Annotated in this window: 15 protein-coding genes and 1 pseudogene; 8 read left to right on the top strand and 8 right to left on the bottom strand. The window is 68.7% G+C overall.

Going from position 1 to position 13,699, the window contains the following annotated elements:
• Window positions 1-47: 47 nt before the first annotated feature.
• The 4 genes from QMG86_RS26020 to QMG86_RS26005 form a co-directional block, all read right to left on the bottom strand.
• The gene (locus QMG86_RS26020) at window positions 48-245 is read right to left on the bottom strand and encodes a hypothetical protein (protein WP_281875285.1); all 198 of its coding nucleotides are present in this window, start codon (window positions 243-245) and stop codon (window positions 48-50) included.
• Window positions 242-1,153 carry a hypothetical protein gene (locus QMG86_RS26015; protein ID WP_281875284.1) on the bottom strand — a complete coding sequence of 304 codons (912 nt, stop codon included), beginning with the start codon at window positions 1,151-1,153 and terminating at the stop codon, window positions 242-244. Before QMG86_RS26015 ends, QMG86_RS26020 begins: the two co-directional genes overlap by 4 nt.
• A gap of 213 nt (window positions 1,154-1,366) precedes the next feature.
• Window positions 1,367-1,651, bottom strand: a complete 285-nt coding sequence (locus QMG86_RS26010) for a GNAT family N-acetyltransferase (protein WP_281875283.1) — start codon at window positions 1,649-1,651, stop codon at window positions 1,367-1,369.
• A 43-nt stretch (window positions 1,652-1,694) separates the two neighbouring features.
• Window positions 1,695-3,053 carry an FAD-binding oxidoreductase gene (locus QMG86_RS26005; RefSeq protein WP_281875282.1) on the bottom strand — a complete coding sequence of 453 codons (1,359 nt, stop codon included), beginning with the start codon at window positions 3,051-3,053 and terminating at the stop codon, window positions 1,695-1,697.
• 213 nt (window positions 3,054-3,266) lie between these two features.
• Here QMG86_RS26005 and QMG86_RS26000 point away from each other — a divergent pair, with 213 nt between their 5' ends.
• Both QMG86_RS26000 and QMG86_RS25995 read left to right on the top strand, forming a co-directional pair.
• Window positions 3,267-3,596 (top strand): hypothetical protein, encoded by a 330-nt coding sequence (locus QMG86_RS26000; RefSeq protein WP_281875281.1) that lies wholly within the window; start codon window positions 3,267-3,269, stop codon window positions 3,594-3,596.
• A gap of 60 nt (window positions 3,597-3,656) precedes the next feature.
• Window positions 3,657-4,184, top strand: coding sequence for a GtrA family protein (locus QMG86_RS25995; RefSeq protein WP_434086124.1), 528 nt, complete (start codon window positions 3,657-3,659; stop codon window positions 4,182-4,184).
• 46 nt (window positions 4,185-4,230) lie between these two features.
• Here QMG86_RS25995 and QMG86_RS25990 read toward each other — a convergent pair whose 3' ends face one another.
• The 3 genes from QMG86_RS25990 to QMG86_RS25980 are packed head-to-tail and all read right to left on the bottom strand — an operon-like array spanning window position 4,231 to window position 6,182.
• Window positions 4,231-4,881, bottom strand: a complete 651-nt coding sequence (locus QMG86_RS25990; protein WP_281875280.1) for a Type 1 glutamine amidotransferase-like domain-containing protein — start codon at window positions 4,879-4,881, stop codon at window positions 4,231-4,233.
• 6 nt (window positions 4,882-4,887) lie between these two features.
• A complete protein-coding gene (locus QMG86_RS25985) occupies window positions 4,888-5,724 on the bottom strand; it encodes a maleylpyruvate isomerase family mycothiol-dependent enzyme (protein WP_281875279.1) in 837 nt (278 codons plus the stop codon).
• A complete protein-coding gene (locus QMG86_RS25980) occupies window positions 5,721-6,182 on the bottom strand; it encodes an HIT family protein (RefSeq protein ID WP_281875278.1) in 462 nt (153 codons plus the stop codon). The genes QMG86_RS25985 and QMG86_RS25980 overlap by 4 nt, the downstream gene beginning before the upstream one ends.
• Window positions 6,183-6,577: 395 nt before the next feature.
• Between QMG86_RS25980 and QMG86_RS25975 the strand changes: the two are divergent.
• The 6 genes and pseudogenes from QMG86_RS25975 to QMG86_RS25950 all read left to right on the top strand — a co-directional run.
• A pseudogene (locus QMG86_RS25975) lies at window positions 6,578-7,774 on the top strand (Re/Si-specific NAD(P)(+) transhydrogenase subunit alpha); the annotation flags it as partial.
• A gap of 14 nt (window positions 7,775-7,788) precedes the next feature.
• Window positions 7,789-8,115, top strand: coding sequence for an NAD(P) transhydrogenase subunit alpha part 2 (locus QMG86_RS25970; protein WP_195088241.1), 327 nt, complete (start codon window positions 7,789-7,791; stop codon window positions 8,113-8,115).
• 4 nt (window positions 8,116-8,119) lie between these two features.
• Window positions 8,120-9,538, top strand: a complete 1,419-nt coding sequence (locus QMG86_RS25965; protein WP_281875277.1) for an NAD(P)(+) transhydrogenase (Re/Si-specific) subunit beta — start codon at window positions 8,120-8,122, stop codon at window positions 9,536-9,538.
• Between the two features lie 127 nt (window positions 9,539-9,665).
• On the top strand, window positions 9,666-10,787 hold the full coding sequence (locus tag QMG86_RS25960; protein ID WP_281875276.1) for a DUF5925 domain-containing protein: 1,122 nt from the start codon (window positions 9,666-9,668) through the stop codon (window positions 10,785-10,787).
• Window positions 10,788-10,964: 177 nt separating this feature from the next.
• Window positions 10,965-11,708: an LppU/SCO3897 family protein gene (locus QMG86_RS25955; protein ID WP_281875275.1), complete on the top strand. Its 744-nt coding sequence runs from the start codon at window positions 10,965-10,967 to the stop codon at window positions 11,706-11,708.
• A gap of 21 nt (window positions 11,709-11,729) precedes the next feature.
• Window positions 11,730-12,179, top strand: coding sequence for a nitroreductase family deazaflavin-dependent oxidoreductase (locus QMG86_RS25950; protein WP_281875274.1), 450 nt, complete (start codon window positions 11,730-11,732; stop codon window positions 12,177-12,179).
• 5 nt (window positions 12,180-12,184) lie between these two features.
• Here the strand turns inward: QMG86_RS25950 and QMG86_RS25945 are convergent, their stop codons facing one another.
• Window positions 12,185-13,507 (bottom strand): MFS transporter, encoded by a 1,323-nt coding sequence (locus tag QMG86_RS25945; protein WP_281875273.1) that lies wholly within the window; start codon window positions 13,505-13,507, stop codon window positions 12,185-12,187.
• Between the last annotated feature and the right edge of the window lie 192 nt (window positions 13,508-13,699).

Raw genomic sequence — 13,699 nt, 5'->3', positions numbered from 1 at the left:
TGGTGTGGCACTCGCGGAGGTGCGGCATGGTCGGCGGGCGCTGGTGACTAGGGCAACTCTCGCGCCTTGCGCTTCCATTCCTCTATCAGGGCACGGTTGCGGATATCGAATTCCCGGCGGTCGGCATCCGGCCAGGTGTCCATGTCCATGTCCAGCGCGCGTGATGTCACGAAGTCCATGAATGCGTCGGACATCGCCTTGCTGCGAGCGCGAATGAATTCCTCTTCTGCGGGCGTCACGTTCACAGGACCCTCACTCCGTACCATGCTGTACCCTTCATCAACGTCTTGCCGAGTTGGTGGTCGTCACCGGTCAAACTCGCGAGTTCGTTCGGCGACGGATATTCGATGACACGCCCCCCGAATCTGCGCAGGATGTCGTCGAGTTGTACCCGATCGGCCGGCGAGCACTGATCGTATATTTTGCGGATCTTATCCGTGATCGAGGAAACCGAAGACTCGATGAGCCCTGGACTCGTGTCGAAGTCGTATCCCGCACGCGCCCAAGCGTACCCCCCGTCGTCCGTCGCGAAAACCTTCAGTCGATCTACTCCCGATCTGCGGTAATAGCCCTCCATCGCGGAGTTGAACGCGGTGGCGAACCCCTTCCCCGTGGCATCGTCGTCGAGATCCATCACTCGATTTTCGACAACTATCCGCCCCTGCTCGTCTTTGTATATTTTTCTCTCGAGTATGCCGACCATCCCCTTGTCGGGGTCACGGATCGATGCATGGTATTTGAATCCTTCGGCGTCGTCGAGGTAATTCGCCTGAGCGATATGCACATCGTACGGGCCGTACCTTCGATTCAGCGCGGAGAGTGTCGCCAGGAGTTTGTCGTCGTCGGCGGACGAGCCGCGGATGAATCTTTCGAGTGGAGGAATGGACGAAAGATCGGGGATCTCGAGCTTCCTGCCGGAAGTGCGCGTCGGCGTGGACGAAGTCGACGAAGTCGTTTGTGATCCGCTCGCCGCATGTCCGGTGGACGTCCGGATCCGTGCTGCGCCACGTTCATCCTGTGCGCCCATTTCCTCGAGCAGATCTCGAACTTTCCCCGTTCGGTCGCCGGTGACAGCTTTATTGTGCTCAGCGTACTCGAGGAAACTGTCGACGATCCGGCCCGAGGCGTCGCGGACCAGTCGAGATATCCACACAGATCGAACCTCCCCGAAAAATTTTCGTCTGTGGATTCGAGGCGGGGTGCTCTACCCGCGCCTCTGCATCGAACCTCCGACTCCGACGAGGGTCCAGTCCATACATTTGCTGGATTGACGGGTACATCACCGGGGTTTCAGGACACCGGGGCGTGTCGCGGACGAGGCAGCCGACGCAGTGCTGAGCCGGAGAAGCCGTGCCGCGACGATCGGTCAGGAGACCATGTCGGCGTATTCGCGGTGTTCGGTGATGAACTGCTCCACATACCAGCAGGTGGGGATGACGGAGAAACCCGCTGTGCGGGAGTCGTTGAGGGCGAATTCGACGACTTGGGCGGCTACCCCGCGGCCCCGGAACTCGGGGAAGGTCAGCGTGTGGTGGAAGTCGCGGACCTTGAGGTCTTCGCGTTCGGCGTAGTCGGCGTACCCGGCGAGGGTGTCATCGATGTAGATCTCGTAGCGGGTGTCGGCGACGTTGTGTTCGAGCCTTGTCGTCATAGTCGGGTAGAACTCCTTGTCGGTACGGAATGTTCCGGCTCGGTCACAGGATCGCGCCGGGGTTGAGGATGCCGTCCGGGTCGAGCGCGTCCTTGATGCGGCGGGTCAGGGCCATCACGTCGGGGCCGAGCTGGTCGGGCAGCCATGCCTTCTTCAAACGGCCGACGCCGTGCTCGCCGGTGATGGTGCCGCCGAGAGCGATGGCGAGGTCCATGATCTCGCCGAAGGCGCGGTGCGCTCGCGCGGTGTGGTCCGCGTCGGCGGGGTCGTGCACGATCAGCGGGTGGGTGTTGCCGTCGCCCGCGTGCGCGATCACCGACACCGTCACCGCGTTGCGCTCGGCGATCTCGGCCACGCCGGTCACCAGGTCGCCGAGCCGGGGCAGTGGCACGCCGACGTCCTCGAGCAGCAGCGGCCCGAGTTTCTCCACGGCCGGAATCGCCAAACGCCGTGCGGCCGCGAACGCCTCGCCCTCGGCAGGGTCCTCGGTGTGGAAAACCTCGGTGGCCCCTGCCTTCTCGCAGGCCGCCGCCATGACCTCGGCCTCGCGCCGGGCGTACTCGCCGGGTGCGTCGGAGCGCGCGACCAGCAGCGCGGCCGCCTGCCGGTCCAATCCCATCCGCAGCTCGTCCTCGACGGCGTTGATCGACACCGAGTCCATGAACTCGAGCATCGACGGCCGCAATTCGCCGGTGATGGTCAGGATCGCCTCCGTGGCCGCGGTGAGCGTCGGGAAGCTCGCGACGACCGTGCTCTGCGGCGGTTGCGCGGGCAGCAGCCGCAAGGTCAGTTCGGTGATCACCCCCAGCGTGCCCTCGCTGCCGACGAACAGCTTGGTCAGCGACAGCCCGGCCGAGTCCTTCAAGCGCGGACCGCCGAGCCGGACCACCGCGCCGTCGGCGAGCACGACCTGCATCCCGAGCACGTAATCGGTGGTGACGCCGTACTTCACACAGCACAGGCCGCCCGCGTTGGTGGCGGCGTTGCCGCCGATCGAGCAGATCTCGAACGACGACGGGTCCGGCGGGTACCACAGGCCGTGCTCCGCGACCGCGCGCTTGACCTCGGCGTTGAGCAGGCCCGGCTGCACCACGGCGGTCCGGGTCACCGGGTCCACGGTGATCGCGCGCATCCGCTCGGTGGTGAGCACGATGGCTCCGTCGACGGCCGTGGCGCCCCCGGACAGCCCGGATCCGGCCCCGCGGGGGATCACCGGGACACGATGCGCGGTGGCCCACCGCAGCGTCGCGGCCACGTCGTCGGTGCCGGTGGCCCGCACCACGGCCAGCGGGGTTCCGGCGCCCGGGTCGCGCGCCCAGTCCTGCCGGTAGCCGGCCAGCAGGTCGGGATCGGTGAGCACCGTGCCGTCGGGGAGAGCGGCGATCAACTCATGCAGGTCCACCACTTCACGCTAGCTTCCCGCGCCGGGTATTCGCTGATCGGCCGACCCGCGGCCGGATGCCCCAGAATGTGATGTCACCCGCCACAGTGGTATTACCGCCGTCGGGAGACCAGAATGCCGACAGAGGCTTGACTGTCGGGGCATCGAGTTCTCCCGGGGCCGCCTCGTCGCGGCGCCGGCAGTCATGCGGTTCGCCGCGTACCACGTGGAGGGATGGAACGGATGCAGGGCGAACAACCCAGTCGCCGGGAACTGGTCGCCGCGATGTTCTCCAGCGAGTTCGTCGAGGACGGCATCGACGCGGACGCGCTGCGCCGGGTGCACGCGGGCGAGCACGAGGAGTGGCTGACCGCGCTGGACCGCTCCGGTGTCTTCGGCAAGGAAGCCCTCGCCGAGCTGGCCGACCTCTGGCGCCGCGAGCCCCGCGAGTTGCTGGAGGCACTGCTGGCCGACGCGGACGATGTCGCGCGGCGACGGTGCCTGGCGGCCTGGGCCGGGTTGGACCACGACGCGGACGGTCCCGGCCGGGCGCAGATCAGCTGAGCCACCGGGCGGTCGCCGCCCGCTCATCTGCCGGACATCTGCCGCTGGCACCCTGGTCGCGTGCACGAGCTGTCCGAGACCGCCGACACCATCGCCGATCGGTTCACCCGCTGGTGCGCGGCGGTCGTCGCCCGGCTGCCGTTCGGCCTGGACCGTCTCGTCCCGCCGACCTTCCTCGGCTTCGCGCTGATCAACAGCGGCACCTTCGCTGTCGACTTGGCGCTGCTCACCCTCTTGCACGGGTGGTTCGCGCTGCCGGTGTGGTTGTCGGTGACCGTGGCCTACGTGTGCGCGTTCGGCCTGAGCTTCGTGCTCAATCGCACGTTCAACTTCCATTCGCACGCGCCGGTGGGCAGGCAGGCCGCGGTGTACGTCGTGGTGGTCGTGCTCAACTACCTCGCGTTCATCCTCGGCGTCGGCAGCGGACTCGCCGCGCTGGGGCTGCAATACCACCTGTCCCGGATGCTGGCGGGCGCGTGCGAAGCGGTCTACATGTACAGCGCGATGCGCTGGGTGGTCTTCCGCCGATCAGTCGAGCCGGAGGCGGCGCCCGACGTCGACGTGAGTTCCCAGCCGAAGTCGGTCTGACCAGCTCGACCCGTGACCACCGTGTGCTCGAGCGGCCGCGGATGTGTCAGGACGCCGGAGCGATCAGCGCTTCGACGCGCTGGCCGTCGACGACGATCGCGTCGTCGTCGGTCAGCGCCCAGTGCGCGACGCCTTCGGCGCGATACCGGGCCGCGAGCCGAGTGCAGTCGCCGTCGGGGTCGGTGGCCGAATCGACGTGCGGCACGATCCGGCGGTCCACCAATCCCAATCCGTCCCAGCGCGGTTCGACGCCACACGCGGGCGCGACCTCGTCGGGGTCGTCCACCGATTCCAGCCCGTGCAGGTCGGGGGCCAGCAGGCAGGCCCCGGCGCTGTAGCCGGCGTAAGCGAGCGCGTCGGCGGCGAGCAGCCGGGGAAGGACGCGGTCCGCGCCGCTGCGGGCGAACTGGGCCCGCAAGACGAACGTGTTGCCACCGCGCACCCACACCAGCGGGAATTCGGCCAGCTTCCGTTCCAGCTCCGCTTCCCGGCCGACGTACTCGCGCAGGTCGAGCACCTCGGGCCGGTAACCGAGCTTGCGCAGCGGCGACATGTCACTGCTCACCGCGCCCGCCCACGCCTGCGGCCAGGCGTCGCAGGCGTTCGGGATCAGCGCGACCCGGCCGGGCGGGCCCGCCAGCGCGGCGAGCCGGTCGTAGTGCGCGCCGAAGCGATAGCTGGACAGGAACAGTCGCACCGCGGCTCAGATGGTGAAGGCCAGGTGGCGGACGATGCGCTGCCCGAGTTCGCCGTCGCCTCGGATGGCGATCTCGTCCAGGTGCTGGTCAGCGGTCGTGCGCCCGCCGCCCAGCCGCACGAAAAGCCCGGAGTCCAAGCCGATTTCGACGGTGGCCGGTCCGTCGAAGGCGTCCACGTAGCTCGCCCGGCCGGCCACCTGGATGCGCAAGGTCCTGGCCAGGGGCCCGGTCAGCGCGAAGGCGATCCGCGCACCGTCCGGCGCCTCGCCCTTCTTCACCACTACGCGCGGGATGCTGCCCGCGAACTCCTGGAACGCCAGCTGGCCGCGCGGGCCGCCCTCGTCCACCGGCGTGCCGAGCGCGTCGGCGATGTCGAGTTCGTGCATCCAGCAGTCGAACAACCGCACCCGCATGAATCTGCCGTAGGTCACCTGTCCGATCGGCGAGATCGTTTCCTTCTCCCACTCGGCGTCGCCCATCGCGGCGAGCGCGGCGCGCCTGCGGTCGACGACGCCGCGGTAGAACTCCAGCAGCCGCGCGCCGGACAGGGGACGCAGCCGGTCCACCCAGATCTCGTTGAGCACCGCGGTCTCGTTGCGCACGTAGGGCAGCGTGCTGACGTCGGTCTTCGGCTTGGTCGGGTCGTGCGCGGGCGGCCGGTCGCCCAGCAGCCAGGATTCGGTGCCGACGACGTGGGCGACGACGTCGAATACGGTCCAGCCGGGCAGCGACGACGGAGTCCGCCAGCGCTCCTCGTCCAAAGGCGCGATCAGAGCGTCGATCGCGTCCCATTGCTGCGACAGCAGCTCGATCAGCGCGGTCCGATCGAACGTCTCGGTCATCCGTCGATTTCCTTTTCCGGGCCTTCGCCCTCGTTCTCCAATGCCGCGATGCCCTCCCGGATGGCCGCGGCGGTGGCGACCGGATCGTGCGGGCGCCGCAGCAGAAATCCCTTGGCGAACCGTAGCTTGTCGCCGTGGCTGCGCGGGATCACGTGCAGGTGGACGTGCGGCACGGTCTGGAACGCGGCGGTTCCGTCGTTGAGGATCAAGTTGGCGCCGTCGGCGGCGAGACTGCTGCGCCGGATGGCCAGTGCGAGCCGATGCCCGATCCGGAAGACTTGCGCGCCGAGTTCGGCGTCCAGATCCTCCAACTCGGCGGCGTGCCGTTTCGGTATGACCAGCGTGTGCCCACGGGCGATCGGCCGGACGTCGAGGAACGCGCAGAGCGCGTCGTCCTCGTACACCTTCGCCGCCGGTGCTTCGCCTGCCACGATGCGGCAGAAGACGCAGTCGTTCACACGCTGGACCATACGGCGTACGAGCCGAGCGGAACACCCCGGACCGTCGATCGGCATGACGCACGTCACTGCGCCGCTGTGCGCCGCACGTCCGATCAGGTGCCTGACCTCGAGGTTGGTAACGAACTTCTCCGTACGGTCTTGCCGTGTTCACCTGCGGCGACCACGATCACACCGAGAAGAGAAAAAGGTGGACCGCCGCTCGGCGCCTGGTGGTCCGCTCGGTGACGTCCGGCGTACCGGCGGGATTCGCCCGGCGTGTGTGACGGGCATCTCAGCTAGGCTCACGGCGGGCCAGGTACAGTGGCGAGGATTTGGGCGAACTTACTCGACAGTAACATCGTCCGGTCGTCTACCCGTTGCCTGAAGCTCAGTAAGAGAAGGAAGTCTGACAAGTGGAGACAACGCAGAGCGTAGGCGATCCATCGCCGCGCGGCGCGCGTGTCGGTGTCGTTCGCGAATCCAACGCGGGCGAACGACGTGTCGCATTGGTGCCCAAGATCATCCCGAGCCTGCTGAAGCAAGGCGTGGAGGTGGTCGTCGAGTCCGGAGCCGGGAAGGGCGCGCTGATTCCCGACCAAGCCTATGTGGAGGCGGGCGCGTCGATCGGTGACCCGTGGTCGGCGGACGTGGTGGTGAAGGTGGCCCCGCCCAGTGACGCCGAGGTGGCCAAGCTGTCGTCGGGGCAGACGCTGATCGGGTTCCTCGCCCCGCGCAACGCCGACAATCAGATCGGCGCGCTGAAGGCGGCGGGGGTGCAGGCCTTCGCGGTGGAGGCGATTCCGCGGATCTCGCGCGCGCAGGTGATGGACGCGCTGTCCTCGCAGGCGAACGTCGCGGGATACAAGGCGGTGTTGCTGGCGGCGTCGGAGTCGACGCGGTTCTTCCCGATGCTGACCACCGCCGCGGGCACGGTGAAGCCGGCGACGGTGCTGGTGCTCGGCGTGGGTGTCGCGGGCTTGCAGGCGCTGGCCACGGCCAAGCGCCTCGGCGGGCGGACCACCGGTTACGACGTGCGGCCCGAGGTGGCCGATCAGGTGCGGTCGGTGGGTGCGCAGTGGCTGGATCTGGGCATCGATGCCGCCGGTGAGGGCGGGTACGCCCGTGAGCTCACCGACGAGGAGAAGGCCAGGCAGCAGCAGGCGCTCGAGGACGCGATCAAGGGCTTCGACGTGGTGATCACGACCGCGCTGGTGCCGGGGCGTCCCGCGCCCAGGTTGGTGACGGCCGCGGCGGTGGAGGGTATGAAGCCCGGCAGCGTGATCGTGGACCTGGCCGGGGAGACCGGCGGCAACTGCGAGCTGACCGAGCCGGGGCAGACCGTGGTCAAGCACGAGGTGACCATCGCCTCCCCGTTGAATCTGCCCGCCACCATGCCCGAGCACGCTTCGGAGCTGTATTCGAAGAACATCGCGGCGCTGCTGGAGCTGATGCTGGTCGACGGCAAGCTCGCCCCGGATTTCGGTGACCAGGTGCTGGCGGATTCCTGCGTGACCCGTGATGCGACCGAAGCGGCCGAGGCGCCCGAGGCGGCGCAAGCCGCGGAGTCGGTGGAGGCGGAGCCGGTGGAGGCGAAGGACGCGACCGAGGCGAAGGTGGATAGCTGATGTATACCGAACTTCTGGCGAATATCGCGATCCTGGTGCTGTCCGGGTTCGTCGGTTTCGCAGTGATCTCCAAGGTCCCGAACACGCTGCACACGCCGCTGATGTCGGGCACCAACGCCATTCACGGCATCGTGGTGCTGGGTGCGCTGGTCACGTTGGGCAAGATGGAAGACCCGTCGATCGGCATCCAGATCATCCTGTTCGTCGCGCTGGTGTTCGGAACCCTGAACGTGGTCGGTGGTTTCGTGGTCACCGACCGCATGCTCGGCATGTTCAAGGGCAAGAAGCCGGTCGCGGCCGAGGCTGCTGAGAAGGCGGGGAAGTAGACCAATGGACAACCTCGTCAACATCCTCTACATCGTCGCGTTCGCGCTGTTCATCTACGGCCTGATGGGTTTGACCGGGCCGAAGACCGCAGTGCGCGGTAACTGGATCGCCGCGATCGGCATGGGCATCGCGGTGGTCGCGACGCTGATCTCCATCCGGGAGACCACCAACTGGATCCTGATCGTCGCCGGGCTCGTGATCGGTGTGGTGCTGGGCGTGCCGCCCGCGCGGTACACGAAGATGACCGCGATGCCGCAGCTGGTGGCCGCGTTCAACGGCGTCGGCGGCGGCACGGTCGCGCTGATCGCGTGGGCGGAATTCCTGGACACCACCGGCTTCTCGGCGTTCAAGCACGGGGAATCCCCGACCGTGCACATCATCGCCGGGTCGTTGTTCGCCGCGATCATCGGTTCGGTGTCGTTCTGGGGCTCGCTGATCGCGTTCGGCAAGCTGCAGGAGATCCTGCCCGGCCGCCCGGTCGGCGTCGGGAAGCTCCAGCAACCGTTGAACCTGTTGCTGCTGGTAGTGGCCGTCGCCGCGGCGGTGGTGATCGGTGTGCGCGCCGCCGACGGTGGCGCGGCGTGGTGGTGGATGGTGCTGCTGCTGCTCGCCGCCGGTGTGCTCGGGTTGATGGTCGTGCTGCCGATCGGCGGTGCCGACATGCCGGTGGTCATCTCGCTGCTGAACGCGCTGACGGGTCTGTCGGCCGCGGCCGCGGGTCTGGCGTTGAACAACACCGCGATGATCGTCGCGGGCATGATCGTCGGCGCGTCCGGCACCATCCTGACCAACCTGATGGCCAAGGCGATGAACCGGTCCATCCCGGCCATCGTCGCGGGCGGCTTCGGCGGCGGCGGAACCGCGCCGGGCGCTGGTGGTGGTGAGCAGAAGCAGGCCAAGGCCACCTCGGCCGCGGACGCCGCGATCCAGATGGCGTACGCCAACCAGGTGATCGTGGTGCCCGGTTACGGCATGGCGGTCGCGCAGGCGCAGCACGCGGTCAAGGAGATGGCCTCGCTGCTGGAGGCCAAAGGGGTGGAGGTCAAATACGCCATCCACCCGGTCGCCGGTCGCATGCCCGGTCACATGAACGTCCTTTTGGCCGAGGCCGAGGTCTCCTACGACGCGCTCAAGGAAATGGACGACATCAACGGCGAATTCGGCCGCACCGATGTCGCCCTGGTGATCGGCGCGAACGACGTCACCAACCCCGCCGCCCGGGAGGACTCCTCGAGTCCGATCTACGGCATGCCGGTGCTCAACGTCGACCAGGCCAAGTCGGTGATCGTGCTCAAGCGCTCGATGAACTCCGGCTTCGCCGGCATCGACAACCCGCTGTTCTACGCCGACCACACCTCCATGCTGTTCGGTGACGCCAAGAAATCCGTCGGAGCGGTCACCGAGGAACTCAAGGCGTTGTAGGCCGGACGTTCCCGCGAATCGCCCCTCCGCCCGCCCGGGCGGAGGGGCGCTTTCGTAATTCGATGGACACCGTGCGCCGCCGCCCCGGATCATTCTCGGAGTGTCCGCACGTCATGAGCCTCTTCGGTTGATCGGTCCCGGGGAGCCCTCGGCCGATCCCGCCGAGCGGCTGCCGTGGACCGTCGTCGTCGATTCCACGTACTCCATCCGCGACGCGATCGATGCCCTCGCGCTCGGTCCGTTCCTGCGCGGCGACCAGCCCTGCGCGCGCACCGCGCATCTGGAGCGGGTGCGGCCGGACGCGCCGCTGCGCCCCGGACGCGGCCGCGTGGCGCGCACGGTGCGCGACAACGACAGCGGGGCGACGCTTGTGGTCGGCCCCGGCTGGTCGCTGCGGTCGGTGCGCTGGTCCGGCGGTTCGGCGATGGTCGAGGTGACCGCCGTCACCGACACGCTCGCCGACGAGTTGCTCGCCGAGGCGATCCGGGACGCGGCGGCTCCGCCGGAAGTGGGCGAGACGATCGAGATGGGCTTCTGGCACATGCACACGCACGGCCCGCAGCGCCGCGCGCGCTCGATCTCCGCGCCCGAGTGGTCATCGATACGCGGCAATTACGCGGGGCACGTCGCCGCCGCGATGGACCGGCTGATGTCGCTCACCGCCGACGATGTCCGCGGACGGCTGGTGTTGCTGCACGGGCCGCCCGGCACGGGGAAGACCACCGCGCTGCGCGCGCTGGCACGGGCCTGGGGAGCATGGTGCCAGTTCGATTGCGTGCTCGATCCCGAAGTGATGTTCGGCAAGCCCGGCTATCTGATGGACGTGGCCGCGGGTGTCGACAACGCCGACGAGGGCGCGCCGCGCTGGCGGATGCTGGTACTGGAGGACTGCGACGAGCTGATCCGCGGGGAAGCGAAGGAGGCGGCAGGGCAAGGACTGTCGCGGCTGCTGAACCTGACCGACGGCATGCTCGGCCAGGGCCGGGACGTGCTCGTCGCCATCACCACCAACGAGGACCTCTCGCGCCTGCACCCCGCGGTGACGCGACCGGGCCGGTGCCTGGCGAGGATCGAGATCGGGCGGCTGTCCCCAGGGGAGGCGGCGGCTTGGCTGGAACGAGAGCAGCGGGGCGCGGCCGCCGCGTTTCCGGACGGCGCGAGTTTGGCCGAGCTCGTCTCGGTGCGCGACGGCGAGGCACGGATCGACGCCGTCGCCGTGGACGCGGTGAACCCGGGACTGTACCTGTGAGCCTGCCGGAAGGACTCCGGTGAGTCGAAGCCGTTGCCCGTGGGCCGATCCGGCGAGTGGGTGCGGCGAACCGGCTGGTATCCCGCACGGCGGTACGCGCACCGATCGGCTAGATTCCATGGGTTCGCCCGTCGCCCCAGTGCGCACGGATTCAAGCGAGACCCGGGGAGGGGATCCATGACCACGCCACCGAACCAGCCGTATCCAGGACAGCCCGGCTATCCGCAGCAGCCGCCTGCGGGCGCACCGCAGGGCTATCCGGTCCAGCCGGGCTATCCCGGTCAGCCGCAGGGTTACCCCCAGCCCGGCCAGCCGCAGCCCGGTTATCCGCCGCAGGGCGGTTTCCCGCCGCAGCCGGGCTATCCCGGTGGCGGCTTCCCGGCGCCGGGACCGCCACCCCAGCAGAATCGGAGCGGCGGTGGCGGCGTCGGCAAGATCCTGGCCGTGCTCGGTGTCGTCGTGGTGCTCGGCCTGCTGGTCGTCGGCGCCCGCACCGTCTTCCGCTCGGATGGCGAGAAGATCGAGATCGGTCAGTGCGCGAAGTTGTCGGGCACCACGATCAAGGCCGAGTTCGCGACCAAGGAATGCTCCGACCCGGAAGCCAATTACGTGGTGGCGCAACGGCTCGACGGCTCGAACGCGGACTGCCCCACCAAGGATTACGCCAGCTACTACCAGACCGGCGGCAACGAGTACACGTTGTGCCTGCGGTTGAACGTCAAGGAGGGCGACTGCATCGACGGCGGTTTCCTCGGCGCCAGCACCAAGGTGGCCTGCGGCTCGACGGCGGACTTCAAGATCGGCCGGATCGTGCGCGGCACCGCGGACAAGTCCGCATGCGGAGCGAAGGCGACCGAGAACGACACGATCGTCTACCCGAAGCCCGAGCCGATCACCCTGTGCTTGGTGTCGCCCAAGTAGCGGCCGGGCCGGACTGAAACGATGACGAGCATCGGCGCGCGGTTGCTGCGAACGAGATGGTTCGTGCGCGCGCCGATCACGTTGTTCCGCGCCCGCCTCGGTTTCCTGTTCGGTGGACGGCTGCTGCTGCTGGAACACACCGGCCGCCGCTCGGGGCGCGCACGTTTTGTGGCGCTGGAGACCGTGGCCCGGCCGAGCCGCGACCGCGTGGTGATCGCGTCCGGCTTCGGGACCCAGGCGCAGTGGTTCCGCAATCTCGCCGCCGATCCGCACTGTCACGTAAGTATCGCCGCGCACGTGCGGGTCCCGGCGCTGGCCCGGGTGTTGAGCCCCGACGAGTCCGCCCTCGTCCTCGACGGCTACCGGCGCATCCATCCGGGGGCGTACCGCAAGCTCGGCCGGATAGTCGAGGAAGCCACCGGCACGGGTATCGATGCCGTGCCGATGGTCGAACTGACGTTGGATCTCTGATCCGGTCAGTCCGCCCGCGGCGTGGCGACGACGTTCGCGTACCGGCAGCAGAGCAGTATCGCGATCATCGGCACGACCATCGCCGTGGTCAGCGACATCACGGCGGTGAGCCAGCCGATGATCGTGGGACCGGCGAGCAGACCGAGATAGCCGATGCTGAACACCCGCGACATGTCGGTCGCGGCCCGGGCGGAGCCGAGATTCCCGGCGGCGGTGAAGATCTGCGGGATGCCGCCGGCGAGGCCGAGCCCGGCCATCGTCCAGCCGAGCAGCGTCAGCGGAATCCACGGCGAGACGACGATCACGCCCAGGCCGACGGCCGCGATGAGCGAACCGTAGCGCACCACCGCGACCCGGCCGAAGGCGTGGCTGACCCGGTCGGTGCCGAAACGCCCGATCGTCATCGTGGTGGAGAAGGCGCCGAACGCCAGCGCCGCCGTCGCCGCGTCGGCGCCCAGATGCTCGCGCATCTGCAAGGCGCTCCAGTCGGCGGCCACCCCTTCGGCCAGGAGCAGCGCGAACGCGATAGCGGCCAGCGCGAACACCTTCCGGCCGCGATCGCGGGCGCTGAGGCGCGGATCCGGCGGCTTACCGGCGGGCAGGTGCGGAGGCCGCCCGGCTTCCGAGCTCGGCTTGACGTCGTGCCGGGACGCCGCGCTCTCAGGCGCGGTCGCACCGTGGTCCGGCGGCGCGTCGTCGAGGTCGGTGGCGTGCACGGACGCGAGGTCGTGGGGCGCGTCCGCGCCGGATCTGCTTTCCCGCAACAAGCGCGGCACCAGTGCGAGGGTCAGCGCGACACAGCCCACCGCCGCGAGAACCAGGGTCACCCGAATGTCCCAGCCCGCCCGGAGCGCGGCGGCCCCGAGCAGTGAACCGAGCAGGCCGCCGCCGGAGAACAGGGCATGGAAGGCGGCCATGATCGGCCGCCGGTAGGCCCGTTCCACCAGCACCGCTTGGGTGTTCATCGACACGTCCAGCGCGCCGTTGCCGAAACCGAAGCAGGCCAGGGCGAGCGCCAAGGTGAACGGTCCGGTGGCGAGGCCGGGACCGACCACCGCCACGGACGCGATGCACGCGGCCGTGCCGACCAGCGCCCTGCTGCCGAGCCGATCGGCGAGCGGACCGGCCAGCCGCATCCCGGCGATGCCCGCACCGGACATCAGCAGGATGAACATGCCCAAGGTGGATTTCGAGACGCCCGTGCGGTCGGTGATGACCGGGATGTGCACCACCCACATGGCGAGCAGGAAGCCGTTCAATGCGAAGACCGTGAACACCGCGGCGCGCGCGACGCGGACCGGGCGATCGACCGTCGGGCTCAACACCATGTCGACGGTACCGAGGAAACATCCGCCGCGGCCAGCCTCGCCCGCGGAACCGGCCCAGGGCATCGTCGACCTGGTCGTGCGGCCGTGCGGGACGCTCGACACTGCGCGTCACGTCCGCGAGCGAGTCTCTTTCACTATGTCGAACGTCACGCCGGGGCGGGACATTCCAGATTTCCGTGACCGGCCGTCTCC

Source organism: Nocardia sputorum, assembly GCF_027924405.1.
GTDB lineage: Bacteria > Actinomycetota > Actinomycetes > Mycobacteriales > Mycobacteriaceae > Nocardia > Nocardia sputorum.
Note: the sequence above shows the minus strand (reverse complement) of the source record. Positions and strands in the feature narration are given on the sequence as shown.